The organism is Cardinium endosymbiont of Sogatella furcifera (genome assembly GCF_003351905.1).
Lineage (GTDB): Bacteria > Bacteroidota > Bacteroidia > Cytophagales > Amoebophilaceae > Cardinium.
Genome location: NZ_CP022339.1, coordinates 854,031 through 874,141, shown reverse-complemented (window position 1 = coordinate 874,141; position 20,111 = coordinate 854,031). Strand labels below are relative to the sequence as shown.

General features: G+C 40.7%; 16 protein-coding genes. 6 read left to right on the top strand and 10 right to left on the bottom strand.

Annotation, left to right across the window (positions count from 1 at the left end):
- Positions 1–113: 113 nt before the first annotated feature.
- The 3 genes from CE557_RS03825 to CE557_RS03815 all read right to left on the bottom strand — a co-directional run bounded on the left by CE557_RS03825 (position 114) and on the right by CE557_RS03815 (position 5,501).
- The gene (locus CE557_RS03825) at positions 114–1,085 is read right to left on the bottom strand and encodes a M23 family metallopeptidase (RefSeq protein WP_114910267.1); all 972 of its coding nucleotides are present in this window, start codon (positions 1,083–1,085) and stop codon (positions 114–116) included.
- Between the two features lie 219 nt (positions 1,086–1,304).
- Complete coding sequence (gene dnaK, locus CE557_RS03820; protein WP_114910266.1) at positions 1,305–3,221, bottom strand: molecular chaperone DnaK; 1,917 nt, start codon at positions 3,219–3,221, stop codon at positions 1,305–1,307.
- 168 nt (positions 3,222–3,389) lie between these two features.
- Positions 3,390–5,501 carry a MutS-related protein gene (locus tag CE557_RS03815; RefSeq protein WP_114910265.1) on the bottom strand — a complete coding sequence of 704 codons (2,112 nt, stop codon included), beginning with the start codon at positions 5,499–5,501 and terminating at the stop codon, positions 3,390–3,392.
- 170 nt (positions 5,502–5,671) lie between these two features.
- Here CE557_RS03815 and CE557_RS03810 point away from each other — a divergent pair, with 170 nt between their 5' ends.
- A complete protein-coding gene (locus tag CE557_RS03810; RefSeq protein ID WP_162789999.1) occupies positions 5,672–7,162 on the top strand; it encodes an Npt1/Npt2 family nucleotide transporter in 1,491 nt (496 codons plus the stop codon).
- A 280-nt stretch (positions 7,163–7,442) separates the two neighbouring features.
- Here CE557_RS03810 and mnmA read toward each other — a convergent pair whose 3' ends face one another.
- Positions 7,443–8,555: a tRNA 2-thiouridine(34) synthase MnmA gene (gene mnmA, locus CE557_RS03805; protein WP_114910263.1), complete on the bottom strand. Its 1,113-nt coding sequence runs from the start codon at positions 8,553–8,555 to the stop codon at positions 7,443–7,445.
- Between the two features lie 197 nt (positions 8,556–8,752).
- On the opposite strand from mnmA, the gene CE557_RS03800 reads away from it, so the two are divergent.
- Positions 8,753–9,112, top strand: coding sequence for a hypothetical protein (locus tag CE557_RS03800; protein ID WP_162789998.1), 360 nt, complete (start codon positions 8,753–8,755; stop codon positions 9,110–9,112).
- Positions 9,113–10,020: 908 nt separating this feature from the next.
- On the opposite strand, the gene tsf is transcribed toward CE557_RS03800, so the two are convergent.
- From tsf to CE557_RS03770, 5 genes are all read right to left on the bottom strand, one after another.
- A complete protein-coding gene (gene tsf / locus CE557_RS03790; protein ID WP_114910260.1) occupies positions 10,021–10,854 on the bottom strand; it encodes a translation elongation factor Ts in 834 nt (277 codons plus the stop codon).
- A gap of 22 nt (positions 10,855–10,876) precedes the next feature.
- Positions 10,877–11,764: a 30S ribosomal protein S2 gene (gene rpsB, locus CE557_RS03785; protein WP_114910259.1), complete on the bottom strand. Its 888-nt coding sequence runs from the start codon at positions 11,762–11,764 to the stop codon at positions 10,877–10,879.
- A gap of 36 nt (positions 11,765–11,800) precedes the next feature.
- Positions 11,801–12,190 carry a 30S ribosomal protein S9 gene (gene rpsI, locus CE557_RS03780; RefSeq protein WP_114910258.1) on the bottom strand — a complete coding sequence of 130 codons (390 nt, stop codon included), beginning with the start codon at positions 12,188–12,190 and terminating at the stop codon, positions 11,801–11,803.
- Between the two features lie 10 nt (positions 12,191–12,200).
- On the bottom strand, positions 12,201–12,650 hold the full coding sequence (gene rplM / locus CE557_RS03775; RefSeq protein WP_114910257.1) for a 50S ribosomal protein L13: 450 nt from the start codon (positions 12,648–12,650) through the stop codon (positions 12,201–12,203).
- A gap of 146 nt (positions 12,651–12,796) precedes the next feature.
- On the bottom strand, positions 12,797–14,053 hold the full coding sequence (locus CE557_RS03770) for a M16 family metallopeptidase (RefSeq protein ID WP_114910256.1): 1,257 nt from the start codon (positions 14,051–14,053) through the stop codon (positions 12,797–12,799).
- Positions 14,054–14,522: 469 nt separating this feature from the next.
- Between CE557_RS03770 and CE557_RS03765 the strand changes: the two genes are divergently transcribed.
- The 4 genes from CE557_RS03765 to CE557_RS03750 all read left to right on the top strand — a co-directional run bounded on the left by CE557_RS03765 (position 14,523) and on the right by CE557_RS03750 (position 18,291).
- Positions 14,523–14,846, top strand: a complete 324-nt coding sequence (locus CE557_RS03765; RefSeq protein ID WP_114909843.1) for an IS110 family transposase — start codon at positions 14,523–14,525, stop codon at positions 14,844–14,846.
- Positions 14,847–15,346: 500 nt separating this feature from the next.
- Positions 15,347–16,645 carry a group II intron reverse transcriptase/maturase gene (ltrA, locus tag CE557_RS03760; protein ID WP_114909766.1) on the top strand — a complete coding sequence of 433 codons (1,299 nt, stop codon included), beginning with the start codon at positions 15,347–15,349 and terminating at the stop codon, positions 16,643–16,645.
- 207 nt (positions 16,646–16,852) lie between these two features.
- The gene (locus tag CE557_RS03755; protein WP_114909767.1) at positions 16,853–17,497 is read left to right on the top strand and encodes a transposase; all 645 of its coding nucleotides are present in this window, start codon (positions 16,853–16,855) and stop codon (positions 17,495–17,497) included.
- Between the two features lie 98 nt (positions 17,498–17,595).
- Entirely contained in the window at positions 17,596–18,291 is a 696-nt protein-coding gene (locus CE557_RS03750) for a ComF family protein (protein ID WP_114910047.1), read from the top strand.
- A gap of 22 nt (positions 18,292–18,313) precedes the next feature.
- Here the strand turns inward: CE557_RS03750 and CE557_RS03745 are convergent, their stop codons facing one another.
- Complete coding sequence (locus CE557_RS03745) at positions 18,314–19,471, bottom strand: formylglycine-generating enzyme family protein (RefSeq protein WP_162789962.1); 1,158 nt, start codon at positions 19,469–19,471, stop codon at positions 18,314–18,316.
- Positions 19,472–20,111 lie beyond the last annotated feature (640 nt).

Below are 20,111 nucleotides of genomic sequence, written 5' to 3'. Positions count from 1 at the left end.
TAAACCAGTCAGGTGCACCATATCGTAAATGAAACAAACGCAAATCAACTTATAAGATAGCTTATTTTTTAATACCACTCCAAAATAAGTACAAATACCCTGTGTAAAACCTGCTAAAAATTGGAGCAAAGGGCTTGTGTACGATGGGTGGATTGCTTACGAACTGCTTCATATTCAGCAGCAGTAAGCTCTCCTACAAAATATTGAATCGGATCAACACGATGTCTATTGCTGTAGACTTCATAGTGGAGATGGGGAGCAGTTGAATCCCCTGAGTTGCCCACTGTACCAATCTGTTGTCCTCTGATGATGTGGTTCGATTTTTGAACGATTATAGTATGCATATGGGCATAATGGGTTTGAAAACCATTGCCATGCTCAATAAGGAGATGGTTCCCATATCCTTTTTTATCATTTTTAACCCACTTAACATGCCCATCCGCAGCAGCATAAATCGGCGTATGAATAGGAGCGGAAAAATCAACCCCCTCATGCATCTTACGTATATGATGGATTGGATGGGTACGCATACCAAAAGGGGCCGATATTCTTTTTAAATGTTTTTTAGAAACGGGTGGAAAGGTAGGTGTGGAAGCAAGCTTAGCCATCTTATGCTTGGCAAGCTCGCGTAATTGCTTGTAAGATTGCTGCTGAACCTTTAATTTACTATAGAGTTGCTCTGCTTTAGACAATGTTTGGGCAATTAATGTGTCTTTCCCCAAATGGGCATATGTATTTACACCTCCCATGCCCGCATTGCGCTCTGCAGGAGAAAGGGGAGTCGTATTCAACAATAGCCTATATAGTTCATCATCCTGTTGTTGCAACCGAGTCAAAAGGGCCACGCTACCTTCTATCTTTTTCTGCACCATATGATAATAGGCCTTAAGCCGCTCATTATCTTGTAGCAACTCAAGCTCTCTAGAAGAAACAAAACGACCTCGATAATACCTAACCATTGCTACCGCTAAGACGACCGAAAAAAATATATAAAGAGAACTACGTATAATAAAGGTGGATATAGATCGCTGTACACGCTCATAGCTACAAGTAGCAGGGTTATAATAATATTTGGTTCTCAGCATAAAAATATATAATTATGGAATATGTACACCCAAGCTAACTTAATTTAGTAAAATTGAAGAGAATAATCAACTATTATTTGGCTTTAAGCGGTTTTTCGTGTTATGTTTTCAGCATAAGCATGTTACACAAATGGTTTATTATCTTACAGACGTAATATAAAAAAGCGACTTTCTAAAAACCAATTAGAAAGTCGCTCTCCATAGCAGCAACAAAGCCTATTATTTTACTTCTTCAAATTCAGCATCTGTCACGTTACTGCCACCTTCTTTAGCATTTTCCTGTTCCCCACTAGCAGCGGATGTTGCGCCCGCAGCTTGCGATTTTTGGTAGACCTTAGCCATGACCTCACTCCAAATCTTGTTTAGCGTTTCTAATGCCTGATCAATAACAACCACCTCTTTTTCTGCATGTGCTTTCTTCAAATCTGCTAAAGCGGGCTCTATCTTTTTCCTATCTTCTGCGTCAATTTTATCTCCCAACTCTTTGAGTTGTTTTTCTACTTCAAATATAAATGAATCCGCTTGATTAACCTTATCCATTTGCTCCCTTTCTGCCTTATCTGCTGCTGCATTGACTTCTGCCTCCTCTCTCATACGCTTGATTTCATCTTCTGTCAAACCAGACGAAGCCTCAATACGAATTTTTTGTTCCTTGCCTGTACCTCTATCTTTTGCAGAAACATGCAATATACCATTGGCATCTACATCAAAAGCTACCTCTATTTGTGGAACACCCTTGGGAGCGGATGGTATATCGGATAAGTGAAACTGGCCAATGGTTCGGTTGTGCTTGGCCATCGGCCTATTGCCTTGCAATACATGCACCATAACAGAAGATTGATTGTCTGAAGCGGTAGAAAAAACTTCTGATTTTCTGGTTGGAATCGTAGTATTGGCTTCAATTAACTTGGTAAAAACACCACCTAATGTTTCAATACCTAAGGATAGTGGAATAACATCAAGCAATAAAACATCTTTTACTTCTCCAGTTAACACACCGCCTTGAATCGCAGCGCCTACAGCTACTACTTCATCAGGATTAACACCCTTGGAAGGCTTTTTACCAAAAAAACGCTCTACTTCTTCTTGAATCTTTGGTATGCGGGTAGAGCCACCTACTAAAATCACCTCATGAATGTTGTTCTGTGGATCAGATATATCGCCAAAGGCATCTGTTAAAGCTTGCCTACAGGGGGCTAGGGTACGCTTTACCAAGTCATCAACCAATTTTTCAAACTGAGCCCTAGAGAGCTGCTTAACCAAATGTTTAGGGACGCCATCAATAGCGGTAATGTAGGGAAGATTAATCTCTGAAGTAGAGGCACTAGAAAGCTCAATTTTGGCTTTTTCAGCTGCCTCTCTTAGGCGCTGCAGGGCAGTTGGATCTTTTCTTAAATCAACACCCTCCTCCTTTTGAAAGTTATCGGCCAGCCAATCTGTTATTTTTTGATCAAAATCATCTCCACCTAAATGAATGTCTCCATTGGTAGACTTTACCTCAAAAACGCCATCACCTAAGTCTAGAATAGAAATATCAAAGGTACCTCCTCCAAGGTCAAATACAGCGATGGTGATGTCTTTATTTTTTTTATCTAAACCATAGGCTAAAGCAGCAGCAGTTGGTTCATTGATAATACGTTTTACGGCTAGCCCAGCTATTTCTCCTGCCTCTTTAGTCGCTTGTCGCTCTGCATCATTAAAATAGGCAGGAACGGTAATCACTGCATCTGTAACCGTAGTACCTAAGTAGTCTTCCGCCGCACTTTTCATCTTTTGCAAGATAATAGCGGAAATCTCTTGAGGTGTATAGAGCCGATCACCAATCCGGACACGAACGGTATTGTTCGCGCCATTTTCTACCTTATAGGCCACTTCATTGATCTCATTGGCCACACTGTCATACCCTTTACCCATAAAACGCTTAATAGAGCTTATGGTATTATGAGGATTTATAATGGCCTGACGCTTAGCAGGATCACCTACCTTGCGTTCCCCTTTCCCACCATTTAAAAAAGCAACTACAGATGGTGTCGTTCTTTTACCTTCATTGTTAGGAATCACTACTGGTTCATTGCCTTCCATAACGGCAACACAGGAATTAGTGGTTCCTAAATCGATTCCAATTATTTTTCCCATATCTAATTTCTATTTTGTTTGTATTGGATCACTCCTTTTATTCGTACAAATACCTATTTAACTTTAGTTGGAGGTACTACAAAGTCTATGCCAAATGGATTACCTTGCTGCAGTTTATGTCAAAATGGCATAAACTGCAACAAGATATTGGAGTAAAAGTAGGGGGTGCTATTTTGCAAAGCTTTTCTTATACTTTTCTGGATGGCCAATAATATCTCTAGCTTGTTGCAACATTTCAGTTGCATACCCCTGTTCAGCCAATATATCTATAGCAATGGTTTGATTCGAAGCGCCAGGCACCACCTTATAGGTGTACTGAATTTTCCCATCTTTGCCCATAGGCTTAATAAAAACTTTATAGTTTTTAAACGCTTTTTGAGGCTCACGTTGTTCTAAAAGCATAACAATTGGATAGTGCGTAGCCACAATGTTTAGCGCGTTGCTATATTTTGCAATATAATTTAATACGGAATATTCTGCTGCTGCACCTTCTATTGGATTGGTTCCGCTAAAGGGTTCATCAAAAATAGTGAAACTGAATTTTCCTTGTTTTAAATGCTCTAATAATCTTAAATGGGACTGAAATCGATCCACTTCTGCCATAAAAAGTGACTTCCCGGCTGCAATATCATCGGTAATATCGATGTAGGTATTTATTTTAGCAAATGGCGTCATTTCACAGGACTTAGCGGGTGCGATACCAAAGGTTTGACTTAATAAAACGGTGGTAGCCACACCGGTTAGGAAGGTTGATTTACCTCCTGCATTGGGCCCGGTTAAAATAATACTTTGTGTCTCTTGACCCATGGCTACATCATTCCCCACTGCTTGCATAGGGGGTAACATAGCGTTCCACATCCCAACAAGCGTCAAGCGAGGTTTTGTATGTGATTGAGGAGATAAGAATTTCGTAAAGGTATAAGCATGTGGCCCATTGATTGCAGCGGTTTCTTTCATCAGGGTGGCTATAGATAGAAAGGCATCTAACTCCCCTAAGGCATACATGGCATCATGGAAAACAGCTTTATGTTCCACAAAAAGTTTATAAGTAGCGAGTAGTTTACCCGCATTATTCCACAGATAAGACCAAGAACGAAGGGGTAGTTCTTCTAAAGAAGACAATAAGCTACCTACCTCGGATGATTCGTTCGAACGGGCTAATAAGGTCCGTATGGGTTCAAGTTGGGCAGCATAGAGGGCTGCTACATCAGGATATTGTTCAATTAATGCATTGACTTTTTTAACCGTAATCAAAAAAGTCTGGATATCAGCCATACGCAATGCAAGGTTTTTCAATACGCCTGCATACTCCTTGTAGTTGCGGTAGCCGCTATAGCCTTGGTAAAAGGAATGGAGCGTAATGAAACCAGATATACCGTACAAAAATGTAGTACCACCATCTCCCTGACCGCCTACATTTTTTAACTGGCTAACATGATAGATATTCCATCCAGGCAAGAACATAGGATAAAATTGGCCCCAAAAGGTTTTCAATGAGACATCTGGACCCTTCACACCCATATAAGACATACATATACTGATAGGTCCAATTATTGCGGGATACCAAGCAAAATTAGAATAAATATTCCAAATATCTCGTAGCCATACTTTTTTAAGTTGGAGCACACTAGCTAATTTATTTGAAGCAGCAGAACTGGTATAAAATAGTCCTGTCAAATACTTATCATACTCTTTGACATAGAGCGGCTCTGTTCCTGTCCAAAAAGAGAGCATAGCCTTTTCAGATGTTTTGTAATTTTGCAGCTGACTTTTTAAGTCAAGATAAAGCTGGGTTTTTTGACACAAAAAATCTATAAATCGCTGACGCTTCATCAGGGTTTCCAGATTAGCAGTAGGTGCAGCAATAAGTGAAGCAAGCGCACCCTCTCCTAAAACGGTAATGGCCTTGTTCATACGAGATAAAAGATGATAAGCGGGTGTAGTAGTTGTGCCACAAAAGAGATGCAAGTCATTCCAAACATATGGGTTTAATAGATTGCTGCCTTGTTTATACTGATGCTCATAGTAACTACTTTTGGCAAAAATCTCATTGAATACGACATTCCGTTCTGTTCTTGGAGCAAGGTAGATAGCTGTAATATCTGTATCTGATGCTTTTTCTTTTTTAGCCTGATCAGCTTTTGAGGAAGGTTTTGCTGCTTCAGCAGGAAATGATTTTAAATAGTGATTAGCTAATTGTGTAGCCATGGAAGAGGAAGCCCTAGCGGTTAGGGACCCCGATAAACAAAGTGTAAATGCCAACGATGTAGTGATACGCATGAAAAATTAAATTTATATTAAACTATAACTTGTAGCATAAACTACTGATGCAAATAAAGTTATGTAAAAAACCGAATCATATGGAGCTATTGATTTAACCATACAAACATATGGAATATCTATAATTTTGTACTAAATTGCATATGAAATGCAGATCTATAAAAGCCACTATGTCCGAATATATATCTTTATCGTGGTTTAAAAAATGGTTACAAGTTATTTTTCCCGTCCAAAAAGGGGAAAAGCAAAAAATCTTTCTTCTCCTTTGTTTAAAATTCCTGATTTCTTTTGTTTACTGCATTTTAGCCGCACTCAAGGATACGGTTTTGGTAACTGCAAACCACTCTGCTGCTGAGGTTATCCCGATTATAAAAGGGTCTATTATCTTTCCTATTTCGATAGGGGTGGTCTTATTGTATACAAAGCTACACAATTGTTTCAAGCAGTCTACACTATTTTATAGTGCCATCCTCTTTTTTTTAGTGCTGATCCTGCTATATGGTTTTGTATTGTATCCTAATGCCAAGCAAGTAAGCCCTTATGCGCTGGCAGATTGGTTAAGCAGCTATACAGGGGGGAAAGGGATCCATTGGATTACAGCATTCCGCCATTGGATTCATGTACTATTTTTTGTAGTGGCAGAGCTTTGGGGCCAGGTGGCACTGATGTTGCTCTATTGGAGTTTCGTCAATAATGTTTGTAAGGTTCAGGAGGCCAAGCGGTTCTATGCTATTCTAATTGCTGCAGGGGATGTAGCACTGATTATTGCGGGACCACTGGTCTTAGCCTATACTAAAAAATATAGCCATAGCGATTTTGTATATACCGTGCAAGCCTTAATAGGGTATGTGGCATGCTGCTGTCTAGCTATTCTCTTTACTTACTGGTTGACCAATCATATCATCAAACCCGATGGGGTGCGTGTGCACCGTGATGCGCCCCCTCCAACGTTACGGCTCTCGCTATGGGATAGCCTAAAACATGTGGCTACTTCTCGCTATTTAAGACATATCGCCATTATGGTGGTTGCCTGCGGGCTCTCTATAAATATTGTAGAAGGGACTTGGAAATCTTATGTAAAAGAAGCCTTTCCTAAAGCAGTAGATTACCAAAGCTTTGTATCAGAACTTAACTTTTGGACAGGGGTTATTGCCTTGGTAATCTCTCTTTTCTTTAGTGGCGGTATGCTTAGAAAATTTGGGTGGAAAGCTACTGCACGCATTGCACCAACAATCATTGGCATTATGGGTAGCCTCTTCTTTTTAATGAGTTATACTAAAAATAATGCACCTTGTTTAACGCATTGGGTGGGTACGAAACTGCTCCTCTACATCGTGCTCTTTGGCGGCATCCACAATATAGCAGCTAAGTCTATCAAGTATGCTTTTTTTGATAAAACTACCCAAATCGCTTATATTCCACTGGACCTAGAAAGCAAAATTAAAGGGAAAGCGGCTGTAGATCTATTGGGTTCCCGTTTGGGAAAGGCAGGCTCCTCTTGGGTACAAATTGCCTTACTGGAATTGCTGCACACCAATAGCATTCAACCGCTTTCAGGGGTATTATTAATCTTTTTAGTGATAATGACTATTGCTTGGTACCGCGCCACTGGTAAGGTCGATAAGCAGTTACAAATGCTGGAAGCTAAAGAAACGAAGTAAATACCACGCTACAAGGCATTTTTACTTTTTTCTTGATAAAAAAGTAACAAAAAATCAAGCCCTTGGTAAAAAGCCGCTGAAAGTGTCATCTTACAGATGAAAAAACAGAAACCGCCCCCAAAGGGGGCTTTAAAGGAAACTGTTTTTCCTAATCATCTGTAGGATGCCACTTTCTACACCGCGCCTTTTTACAGGGGCGTTTTTTTTGACGCAAAAAACCAGTGACTTGAATAGATACGATTTATATGGTTAAAGTAATGGTATATAATTCTATATTATATTATTTACTTTTTTTTTGAAAAGCAGAGGCAATCCACCCACCTCCTATCACATCTTCTCCTTCATAAAACACAGCTGCTTGGCCAGGTGTAATGGCATGGACACCCGTGCCAAAAAAGACATGCATTTGATCTCCTACCTGCTCAATCACAGCAGGGGTACCTGGGTCATTATACCTGACCTTAGTAACGGTATCTATCTTTTTCCCCTGGAGATCTACATATTTGGATAAGTTAAGTTGGTGTACCACCATACCTTCTCGGCGCAATTGATCAAAAGTGCCCAATACCACTCGATTGGTTTCTTTTTCTATAGCGGTTACATATACTGGATAGCCTAAAGCAATGGGGACGCCTTTCCGTTGACCAACGGTATAAAAAGGATAGCCTTCATGATGCCCCACTACGGTACCATCTTCTAATACCAATTCCCCTCCTTTAACGGCTTCTTCCAATCCAGGGAGTTGTCTTTTTAAAAAGCCACGGTAGTCATTATCGGGAATAAAACATATTTCGTAGGATTCAGATTTATTCACCAAATCTGTAAATCCACGTTCAGCAGCAAAGGCACGAATAAACGATTTGGTAAATCCACCGAGCGGCAATAGGGTCTTACTCAGGCTCGCTTGAGAGACGCCCCATAGGGCATAGGATTGGTCTTTTTTAGGATCTAAGCCCTTAGAAATAATATAACGCCCGCCCTCTGCGCGTACTTTTGCATAATGACCGGTTGCAAGATAGTCACAATCTAATTTATGCGCACGTTCCAAAAGGGCATCCCATTTAATATGGGTATTGCACAATACACATGGATTAGGTGTTCTACCAGCTAGGTATTCAGCTTTAAAATGGTCAATGACATGCCCCCCAAATGCCGCTCTTATATCCACGACAATATGGGGGAAACCCAACTCAACGGCTATGTTTCTTGCATCATTGATGGCATCTAAGCTGCAACAACCTGTCTCTTTTTTCTTACCACCACTCCCGGCATAACTCCATGTTTTCATGGTAATGCCTACTACTTCATACCCTTGCTCATGCAACATCACAGCGGCTACAGAGCTATCTATACCCCCACTCATGGCTACCAATACACGGCCTTTTGTACGCATTTAAATAAATCTATTATGAATTGAAGCCTATTCAGGCTAAAGCTACTAAATCATACAAATATAAAAAGATATCACAGGATTGGCTTGTCAGCATCTACGAAATAGACACCCCAATGGGTAAAAAGTTATGGTAAGGGCAAGCACTACCTAAACGACGGTTAGGTAGGAAAAAAAATTATTTATTCGTAAAATTGCTTATGCGGTTAGTTCCTGTAACTATAGTCGTTGGCTTAAGCCAACAGTATATGGCCAGGTGCTGCTATCCGCTGGGGCGCTTTATAAAGAAGGCACATAAAGAATATGAAGAATATCAGAAATATACAGCTATAAAAAAGGAGTATGAAGATGCTGAAGATGAAGATAAAGAGAAACTACTTCAAAAGTATATAGATCAATATAAAGATCAAGATATGGAATATCATCTTAAACATATTGAAGATTCAGCCTATCCTTTAAATGATAAGTATTCAAACCATGTAATTACAATATCCAGACTTCAAAACCATACAGGAGGTAAAAAAGATGATATATCTATAGTTGTTCTTAGAATTAAATAATTTTATATCCATTCAACCCATAGCGGAGGATTAAGACAGACATATTATTGATTATTCAAATCAAATCGATTTTTTCGAATGGATGATTGGTAGCCTCCTTGCTGATGGCCGCCGTGCCAAAAGAGATTTGGAACACAGTGAAACTATGGCCGCAAATAGGTGACTATTCAAGTCACTGGTTTTTTGCATCAAAAAAAACGCCCCTGTAAAAAGTCGTGGTGTAGCAAGTATCATCTGACAGATGATTAAGAAAAACAGTTTCCTTTCAAGCCCCCAAAGGGGGCGGTTTCTGTTTTTCCATCTGTCAGATGATACTTTCAGCGACTTTTTGCCGAGGGCTTGATTTTTTGTCCACTTTTTTATCAAGAAAAAAGTGAAATAAACTTCATTATTAACCAGAAATATGAAAAATTCTGACAATCAATAAAAAATATTCCTTAAGTTAACCCAATTGGCAGAACGCTTAAAGGCTTTAGCTTTACTGAAAACGACAAATGCTCCTTTAGCAGCGGCCATCATACCCCACATAACATCTTAAGAAGCAAAGGCATTCTGCTGTGCTAACTGTGCTTGCACCAACCTTTTAGATCCATCCTTGATTGCTTGGGAACCAGCTCTACAAGATTCCTTAGTATAAGGATCAATATAAAGATCAAGATATGAAAGATCATCTTAAACATATTAAAGATTCAGCCTATCCTTTAAATGATAAGTATTCAAACCATGTAATTACAATATCCAGACTTCAAAACCGTACAGGAGGTAAAAAAGATGATATATCTATAGTTGTTCTTAGAATTAAATAATTTTATATCCATTCAACCCATAGCGGAGGATTAATGCACACAGTAAAAGCACGCTTGATCCTTGCTTTTAGGTAACGTGGATATGGCCGTAGGGGTACTTATTTACTCCCCTACGCCAATGCGTTTGAATGCCGTAACGGTCAAAGATGGAGCAATGGTTGTCAGGTATTGGGCCACAGTCAACTTGCCATTTTTGACAAATGGCTGTTGCAAAAGAGTGTTTTCTTGAAAAAACTTATGCAACCTACCCTGCGTTATCTTCTCAGCTTTAACGCCGTCATACCCTTCATCCATAAGCTGCGCCTGGATAACGGCAGTTTCCCTTTCTATAACAACTGGGTCTACTTGATCTTTATCCACCGCCACTGGATGCATAGCCGCTATCTGCATTGCTACATCTCTACCTGCAGCGATTACCTCCTCGCCCTGGGCACCTTGTAAAGCTACCAAAACAGCCAACCGATTACCTGTATGGATATAGGGAACCGTTACCGCACCAGCTAAAGTGACATAAGTAGAAAGTGTAATTTTTTCACCCGTGGTACCAGCAAATGATACAATCGCCTCTTGAACCGTCCCATCCCCCAATGGCAAGGCTTGTAGCGCTGCTACAGTATCTGGCTTGTGTGCTACTGCCACCTCCAAGATGGTTTTACCCAATTGCACAAATAATTCATTTTTAGCTACAAAGTCAGTCTCACAGTTCAACACCAATAAAAAAGACTCCTTATGATCCAAACTTGCACAAGCAAAAACAGCGCCCTCACTGGCATGATGGGCCGCACGGTCTGCACATATTTTTTGTCCTTTCTTTCTAAGCAAATCAATGGCTTGCTCTACATTACCCCCTGCCTCAATCAACGCTTTTTTACAATCCATCATCCCTGCACCGGTCTTTTTCCTTAGTGCAGCTACCTCTTGTGCTGTAACCATCATATACTATACAATATTGCTATCTTTACTTTTCTGGTTGATCCTTAAGTGGTGGAGCAGCTGCAGCCACCTTAGCTACAGGTGTAGCCACTTTACCCTTTGCAGCCAGACCCTTCTTGATGACTACCCCCTGTACCACTTTTATGCCTCGCTTAGGAACGCCTTTAGTAGCTGTATTACTGACAGCCTCTTCCTCTTTTTTAGGCGCGGTTTCTGCTTTCTCTTTTTTATAGGATGCAATGCCTTCTTTAATCGCAGTAGCAAGATAACGCACTACAATATCTACCGAACGGAATGCATCATCGTTACCAGGAATAGGAAAGTCAACCATATCTGGATTGGTATTGGTATCTACAAGCGCAAAAATAGGAATGCCCAACTTGCGCGCTTCCTCAACAGCAATATGTTCTTCCTTAATATCAATTACAAATAGAGCAGATGGTAGCCGCGTCACATTAGCTAGCCCCTGCAAAATCCTATTGAGCTTTTCTTGCTCCCGCGCAATGATTAACCTTTCCTTTTTTGCTAAGCTTTTATAGGCAGCCATCTGCATGTTTTTTTCTATGGAAAGCATGCGCTTTAACAACTTCCGCGTATTGACAAAATTGGTCAGCGTACCGCCCAGCCACCGCTCCGTTACATAGGGCATACCTAAATCTTTTGCCGTCTGCTCTACAGAAGCTTTAATTTGCTTTTTGGTCGCTACAAACAAAATCTTTTTCCCAGCTTGAGCCATTGCATTAAGCTGCAAAGCAGCCCCCTGCATACAGGTAATGGTCTTGTTTAGATCAATGATGTGAATGCCATTCTGCTTCATAAAAATAAAGGGAGCCATCTTAGGATTCCATTTCCTAGTCAGATGACCAAAATGGACACCAGCATCCAGCAGTGCTTTGAATTCTAATTTTATCATTATGGGTAATAATAAATAATAACTATAAAAATAGACTTAACGTTTGGTAAACTGGAACTTCTTTCTCGACTTTTTACGGCCATACTTCTTACGCTCCACAACCCTAGCATCCCTGGTTAAGAACCCCTCTTTCTTCAATATAGGCCTATTGCTTTCTACATCTAACTTACAAAGCGCCCTAGCAATCCCTAAACGAATGGCCTCAGCCTGCCCACGCACGCCCCCACCTACAACGTTAATTTTTAGGTTATATTGACCTACCCTATCTAATTTTTCCAAAGGTTGCTTAACAATTAGGTTAATTTCTTCTACTGGAAAATAATCCAAAAGCGGCTTATGGTTAATGATAATGTCTCCTGTCCCAGGTACAAGATAGACCCTAGCGACAGCCGTCTTTCTTCGACCTACTGCATTGACTGTTTCCATCCGTTAATAATTAGTATTTTAGGGTTATTGAGGTTGGTTTTTGAGCTGCATAGGGATGCACAGACCCTTCACAAACATGTAAGTTGTGCAACAACCTTCTGCCCAATCTATTTTTAGGCAACATGCCCTTAACCGCATGCTCTACCACACGCTTGGGATGCGCAACTTGAACTTCTTGAAATGTAGCACGCTTTAACCCACCAGGATAGCCCGAATAAGTGGTATAGATCTTTTTTTCCGATTTATTACCCGATATAGCGATTTTATCCGCATTTAAAACGATCACATGATCCCCGCTATCTACATGAGGCGTAAAATCAGGCTTGTGCTTGCCACGAATGAGGTAAGCAAGTTGGCTAGCCAACCTACCCAAGGGCTGAAATGAAGCATCAACAACCACCCATTGCTTGTTAACGCTTTGCTTATTAGCATATTTTGTCTTGTAACTGATAGAATCCACGCTTTTTAAAGAAAAGTTGAACCAACAAAAAAATTGAGCACCGTATATATAAAACCAACGGCTTCAAATATACCCCTTTATCGCATCAAATGCAAATTGAAGCCTACTAAAGGAGGCGATAGCCCCCTATCATACAGTTAAGTGCATTAGCACACCACTACTTCTGTAAAGGAATCTAAAGATAAGTATTTTTGTGCTAAAGTTCTAACGTCTAGAGGGGTTATGTTGCGCACCTGCTGGTAAAATCTAGTATAATAATCTTGACCTAAACCATGGAGATAGGCGGATTGAAACTTTTGCATGATAGAAAAAGGATCGTTAAGGGTCGTTAAAAAATGACCCAATAGGTAATTTTTAACATTTTGTAAGGCTGCTTCTGAAACGAATTCGTCTTGCAATAGGGCAATTTCTTTATAGATTTCTTGGATGGTCTCTTGCGTAACGGCTTGGGCTACTTCTGTCGTAATGGCTAGATAGCCGGCTTGCAAAAATGATACCATACTGGAATGAATCCCATAGGTATAACCTTTATCTTCTCGAATATTCCGCATGAGCCGAGAACCAAAATAGCCGCCTAGAAGGGTATTCACGACAACCATGGGTAAAAAATCTGCTTCCTTTTTGACCAGTAGCTTTTTACCGATTACAATAGCAGATTGTAGATGTTGCCCATCCACTAAGCGGACTTTTTCAGGCAGCGTACGACAGGGTATTGGATTTGCTTGTAGATTTGTTTTGAGAGTAATATGGGCTAGGGCCTGTTTGATGCGTTGTAAGGCTGCTGGCGTGACTTGCCCACTCACAAAAGCAGCACCATGCGCAAAGAATACTTGATCATAATGGTACTGTAAATGATCCCGTTGAATCTTATCAACATCTTGCACGGTGAGCTGCCTGCCATAAGGATGCGCTGCTGTAAAAAGCGCTGTACAAAACCGCTTATAGGCTACTTGACTATTTTTTTTATCGGCCATTTGAATGGCTTGCACTTTTAGCTTTTTGAGCCGTTGGAGTGATTTTTCAGGAAAACTAGGGGTCAACAAAAGCTCTACCAATAGATCTAATACTGGACTAAGGTGTTTGGCAAGCGTGGAAAGAGAAAGGGTACAAAAATCTTTCCGCACATGGGTGGAAATAGTGGCACCATAATAATCAATCGCATGGGCAATAGCTTGGGCACTTTTGGTTTCCGTACCTTCTAATAACATAGCAGCCGTAAAATAGGCGGCACCTGGCTGTAACTCATAGCAACTACCAGATTTAAAAATCAATTCCAACTCTATAATGGGCTGACTGCCCATGTGGAGCAGATACAATGGCATCTGAAGTGTATGCTTTTCTGGCCATGGAAAATCAATGGACTCAATCTCTTGAAACTTAGGTGGAATGGTTCTATCGAGCATATAAAAATAGATTTAAAATATATTAAATTCAGAAGGAATCTACCTACTACACTGTAAACAACCCATAGCATACGCATTTCTATATGTATCTGTTCACAACGTTACTGGTTAATAATGCATTTTATCCCACTTATATCTTAGCACTAGATAGATATAGCTATAGATGTAGCTTGAATCATATTCAATTTATAGTAAAAAATAGTAGTAGGTAAGCTGTGGTTTTGTGGATAACTTTAGTTATCCATCAAAAACACAGCTTAAGAAAGATTCTAGATGTAGTTAAGATTTAAAAAGATTGTATTTTAAAGGTAGCAGGTTACTTGTATCCCACTGGACTTTATATAGTTAATAGTCGAAAAAAGCTTAAGTACCTGCTTACCTTTATTTTCTTTGAACAAATAGCAGAAGAAGTTGCCTACAACTGTCTTGTACGATAAGAATAAGGAAATATAAATAAATATAATATAAAATGAACAGAATACTTGGTTTAGATATAGGGAAAACATGGCTGGATGCATGTTTCTATAGTCAAGAGGCTAAATCTGTATATAAAAGGTTTCGTAACGATGAGCAGGGCCATAAGGAACTTATAGATTATTTAGATCAAGTAGCTGTTAAAATTATAGTATGTGAACCAACTGGGGGATATGAAAGAGCCATTTGTGAGAAATTGTATGCCGCTAATGTACACATACATCAAGTGAATACATATACTTTTAGTTCATTTAGTAAATCTCTAGACCACTGTAAAACGGATAAACACGATGGCGTGCCACGAAGGCCTCCTTTCTAGTGGGTGCAAGTCCCACCCTGGCAATAGGCCTGTTGGCCAGGTAGCGAGGAGTGCATCTATAAAGAGTAATTTTTGTAGATGAAGCCACTCGACGACGGCTCTGTACAAGGAGCTACGCAAACTGCGGGCCGTACGCAAGGAACCTATATGTAGCGCCGTGAAGGTCTTACCAGAGAAATCTGGGAATTGGAGATGCTGAGCCTCTCGTCTGGTGGGCGAAAGCTGTAAAGTGACGGAAAGATAACAGGTCAATAACCGTCACTTATCTCCCGGCGTAGCAGGGGCGGCACGTAGGAAAGAAAGGAGGAGAAACGTGGGAGATCCTGCACGGTCTTTAAGTTCCAAGAGTAAGGAAGGATATAAGGCGCAAGTCGAAGTTCGTTCCGATGCTGTGCAGGAAGTCGGGAAGATAGTAGTAGTGAAGATGGCAAGGACAACAAAACCTTACCGGAGCGAAGGATCTTCAGTTTCGTCATGTTTTCAAAACAGGGAAAGATACCATGATTCCGCAAGGTAACCACATGGCACAAAGCGTCCGAGAACTGCAGCGAGAACTTTATCGATCTGCTAAGTCTAATCCTAAACGCAGCTTCTACACCCTTCATGACAAAATATATAGATTGGACGTACTGGTCTGTTCATGGAAACAGGTTTGTGCAAATCACGGGGCACCAGGCATAGATGGAATAACAATAGAACAAATCAAAGAACAAGGGGAAGAAGCGTTTCTTGGACAAGTTCAAAAAGAACTGGAATCAGGAAGCTACCGAAGCAATAAGACAAAGCGCGTGGAAATACCCAAACCGAAAGGAGGAATAAGAATCTTGGGAGTGCCCACGATTAAGGACCGCTTAGTACAAACTGCAACCCGTCTTGTTATAGAGCCAATTTTTGAAGCAGACTTCCAAGAATGCTCATTTGGGTTTCGACCTAAACGATCCGCAGTCCATGCAAGTCTATCAATATATAAATGGCTTAATTACGGGCTCACCCAAGTTTTAGATATTGATTTGAAGCGATACTTTGACTCAATCCCACACGATAAGCTTATGAAAGTCATTCAAAAGCGAATCAGTGATAGGTATGTTCTAAAGTTAATACAAGCCTGGCTTCGCTCAGGAGTCCTTAAAGGCGAAGAAGTTGCTACTCGACAAGGATCCCCTCAAGGGTCCCCCATTTCGCCCTTACTTTCTAATATATACCTGAATCTGCTAGACACAGTATGGGTCAAGCGGATGACCGAAAGGAATGGGTGGAATGCACAGATTGTCCGCTATGCGGACGATCTCGTGATAGTGTCGAATAAACCGGTAGAGAAGATTTTGGGTATTTTATGTGGGTATCTGCAACGCTTGGGCCTTTCGATCAATGAAGAAAAGAGTCGAATGACCACGGCCGAAGAAGGTTTCAATTTCTTAGGGTATGCCTTTAAAAGGGGATACTCGCCAAGATATCAGAAACCCGTTACCCATATGTATCCTACACCTGATGCAATCAAGCGGATTATTAAGAAAGTCACGCAATTGACCTATCGGAACCGGTTGCACGAAAGTGTTGAAACTATTGTTAAAGACTTAAACGCATCCTTACTGGGGTGGACGGAGTATTACCGTCACACGGCCAGTTCTAGGAGATTTAGGAAAGTACAAGGGCATGCAAACAGGCGTCTGAGAAGATTTATCATGAAAAAGAAAGGGAGTAGGAAGAACGGGTATAAGGAACTCCCCGACGAGAAGCTCCACAAAGTGTACAAATTAGTCAATGTAGGAGCTTATCGGGTGCGATACAGATGGACGTAATGCAGACGAAGAAGACGATCCGTGCGCCGTATGAGGGAAAACCTCACGTACGGTGCGACGGGGGGGTGCTGGAAACGGGAAAGAGAGATTGGGTTATTTAGGCACGAAATCGGAAACGATGGACACGGATAAACCTGGTCCTATACTTCACCGCGCCAGTGCTCTACTCTACCTTTTAAACTAGCTCGCTATGGACAGGAAAGGGGATTGAAAGCTAATTACAGCTATTATATTACAACAGATCGGCTTAAAAGGCAACAACAAAGAAGAGAAGAGCTGGTAGCTACATTAAGCAATGAAAAGAAACGGTTACACCATAGCCAGACTAATATAGATAAAGAAAGCATAGAAAGGCATATCGATTTTTTAGAAAAAGAAATAAAAATTATTGATAAAGCGTTAAATAAAACCATAACTACTGATAAGGATCTAGACGAAAAGGCTAATATACTAGAAACCATTCCAGGAATCGGGAAATGTTTAGCCACTAAATTAGTCAGTTTTTTACCTGAATTAGGTGATAGAAGCTACAGTAGTAATCAACTATCAGCTTTAGTAGGTATAGCACCATATGCGGCTGATAGTGGGAAAAAACAGGGAAAAAGATTTATTAGGGGAGGAAGGAAAATACCACGAGATGCACTGTATATGGCTGTATTAGCAGGGAAAAAGTGGTTCCTATATTTAAAAGAATGCTATGATAGATTAGTAGGTAAATATAAGCCTAAAAAAGTGGCTATCGTAGCATGTATGAGGAAGCTCCTAGAGCTGGCGCATAAGCTTATACAACAAAAAAGAAGCTTCGTCAAAAGTATCAAAAACGAGTACAAAATGACTAAAAAACTTGCATAGTAAGATAATAGCTTTTTTCTTGATAAAAAAGTGGACAAAAAACCAGTGATTGGAACAGATGCCTAATAAAAACCAATGCGCTGAACACATACTTCTATATGATGAAACGATTGATCGCTGGGCTATTGGATTTGTTTTTTCCACCCCTATGCGTGGGATGCAACCATAAACTGATTCAGGGAGAAACATGGGTTTGTACCATTTGTTTGAGTGCATTTCCAGAAACCAACGCGCATACATTAGTAGACAACCTTATTACCAACTACTTTATAGGTAAAGTGACCATAGCCTATGGATTTTCGCTTTACAAGTTAAGAAAGAAGAGCCATCTTGAACAAGTACTCTTTGCTATGAAGTATAAAAACCAACCCAAAATCGGACAGATGCTAGGGCAACGCTATGGCCAGATCTTACATCAGGCACCGATGATGCCATCCATCGATGGAATTGTAGCGGTTCCACTGCACCCCAAACGACTCAAAGAACGGGGCTATAACCAGAGTGATTTTTTTGCAAAAGGACTCTCCGCTGCACTAAACATGCCTTTGTACACAGCATGCATAGCACGGACCCGTTATACGCCCTCCCAAACAACCAAAAATAAAATAGAACGTATCGCCAACCTTAAAGATGCCTTTAAAGTTATAGACGCAGGTTTACTAGCAGGCAAACACCTGCTGCTGGTGGATGATATTCTCACTACAGGAGCGACCTTGACCGCTTGCACCCATGCGCTTTTAGCGGCAGGTGTAGCCCAAGTAAGCATTGCCACCATAGCGGTAGTAGAAGCCTAAAAATAGGCTGACCCAGCATCTATTACTGCCCTAAGCTGGAAACCACACACCGGAAACCAATGGTAGCCGTAGCCGAATCTTTATTCAAATACCGGCGGGTACCTATTTGTAAAAAATAGGCACAGTCTGCCCAAGAACAGCCTTTATAGACTTTTGCATCATCATTCACCAGGGAAGCCTTATGGGTTGCACTATAGTGCGCAGCAGGATCCAAAAAACCATCACGCCTAACTGGATTTAAATCACTTGTATCTTGTATGCGCCTATAGGTATCAAGTGTCCAACAACAGACATTACCCATTATATCGCGAAGACCAACTGCATTAGGAGGGTAGGCATAGACGTTAGAAGTTGGTGCCGAATGGTCAGATTCACCAGCCATTCCCTTATAATTGCCTTTACCGCGCTTAAAATTAGCTAAAAACCGACCATTTTTTCCTCTTGGAGAAGATCCATCCCAAGGGTAGTTGCGCTGATGACTTTGTAAATAGCTTATATCCGGTGCGCCCACTACACCACGCGCAGCATATTCAAATTCTACTTCAGTAGGCAACCGAACCATAAACTTTGGTTCATCTTCACCATTCGAGGATCCCGCATCAGGATCAGGATCGGGAACTGGACTTCCTTTGCGTTTCTTAATCGCCTCATGAAGTTTCTCGGTCCGCCACGCACAATATTTCATAGCTTGCTCCCAACTGACGCCCACAACAGGATAGTACATAAAACCAGGTGCATATAAATAATTGTCTACCAATGGGTCATTGTAGCTAAAGTGCTCTATAAAAACTTGCTGATTGGGCATAGCAGCCTGATATTGTTCCATCAAGCCACGCTGTTTCAAATCATAGAGGTATTCTCTATAGGCCAAATTGGTAACAGGTGTTTCATCCATCCAAAAAGAATTAACGGTAACAGGCTTGGCACAACAACCCCCTGTACCCAGTTTATCTTCACCTAAGTTACCCATGATCATATACCCTCCCTCAATATAGACCATACCTGGAATAGGTGGCCTTGCCTTACAAGGAACTACCGAAAGGGTATCTGGCTGGTTAAAAGGACGCCCTGTCGTCTGGCTTACCTTACCGGGAGATTGACTGGTAGGGTGATTGCGACGAAGACCTGCAAAGGAAGCCAATGACAACCATATAAAAAACAAATATCTGAACCGAAACATACTAAAAACCATTGTCATATAAATATTATATTGATCCCTATTAGTGGGCACCACGGCCACTTTAAAGGGGTGATTTATTTTGCTGTCGCAAAAGTGCAGACCAATATAGGATCAAAAATAACCAAAAATATTGAATAGCGTGCATGATTGCATTAAATGCATCCTTACCATCATTATTTTACAGGCAAAGCATCCCCTACTATCTCTTTGGAGGCCTCAGTGGTAGGAGGGCCTACATTATCGGCTAAGTAGGCCTCTCTAGTGCGCATACAAGGTCGAATCATGGCATGCGTTATTTTGCTTACTACATTCAAATAGACCAAATAGGCCTCTAGCCGATCTAAAAAAAACCCAAGTTGAACGGTATTTACTGACGTCTAAACCGAGTGTTGTGTTCATTTTATATTATATTTATATTTCTTTATTCTTATCGTACAAGACAGTTGGTAACAACTTCTTCTGCTATTTGTTCAAAGCAAAAATAAGGCTAAGCAGGTACTTACTCTGTTTTCGACTATTAATTAACTTAAAGTCCAGTTGCCTTCAAGTCACCTGCTAGCTTTAATATTTAATCAACACAATCTTTGGGTTGCAACCCGACAAATCTAGACCTTTCTCTAAGATGTGGATTTGATGGATA

Excerpts from the sequence above, each read along its gene's own strand:
- CE557_RS03825 (WP_114910267.1), bottom strand. The coding sequence starts at position 1,085 with ATGCTGAGAACCAAATATTATTATAACCCTGCTACTTGTAGCTATGAG.
- dnaK (WP_114910266.1), bottom strand. The coding sequence starts at position 3,221 with ATGGGAAAAATAATTGGAATCGATTTAGGAACCACTAATTCCTGTGTT.
- CE557_RS03815 (WP_114910265.1), bottom strand. The coding sequence starts at position 5,501 with ATGCGTATCACTACATCGTTGGCATTTACACTTTGTTTATCGGGGTCC.
- CE557_RS03810 (WP_162789999.1), top strand. The coding sequence starts at position 5,672 with ATGTCCGAATATATATCTTTATCGTGGTTTAAAAAATGGTTACAAGTT.
- mnmA (WP_114910263.1), bottom strand. The coding sequence starts at position 8,555 with ATGCGTACAAAAGGCCGTGTATTGGTAGCCATGAGTGGGGGTATAGAT.
- CE557_RS03800 (WP_162789998.1), top strand. The coding sequence starts at position 8,753 with ATGCGGTTAGTTCCTGTAACTATAGTCGTTGGCTTAAGCCAACAGTAT.
- tsf (WP_114910260.1), bottom strand. The coding sequence starts at position 10,854 with ATGATGGTTACAGCACAAGAGGTAGCTGCACTAAGGAAAAAGACCGGT.
- rpsB (WP_114910259.1), bottom strand. The coding sequence starts at position 11,764 with ATGATAAAATTAGAATTCAAAGCACTGCTGGATGCTGGTGTCCATTTT.
- rpsI (WP_114910258.1), bottom strand. The coding sequence starts at position 12,190 with ATGGAAACAGTCAATGCAGTAGGTCGAAGAAAGACGGCTGTCGCTAGG.
- CE557_RS03770 (WP_114910256.1), bottom strand. The coding sequence starts at position 14,053 with ATGCTCGATAGAACCATTCCACCTAAGTTTCAAGAGATTGAGTCCATT.
- CE557_RS03765 (WP_114909843.1), top strand. The coding sequence starts at position 14,523 with ATGAACAGAATACTTGGTTTAGATATAGGGAAAACATGGCTGGATGCA.
- ltrA (WP_114909766.1), top strand. The coding sequence starts at position 15,347 with ATGATTCCGCAAGGTAACCACATGGCACAAAGCGTCCGAGAACTGCAG.
- CE557_RS03750 (WP_114910047.1), top strand. The coding sequence starts at position 17,596 with ATGATGAAACGATTGATCGCTGGGCTATTGGATTTGTTTTTTCCACCC.
- CE557_RS03745 (WP_162789962.1), bottom strand. The coding sequence starts at position 19,471 with ATGTTTCGGTTCAGATATTTGTTTTTTATATGGTTGTCATTGGCTTCC.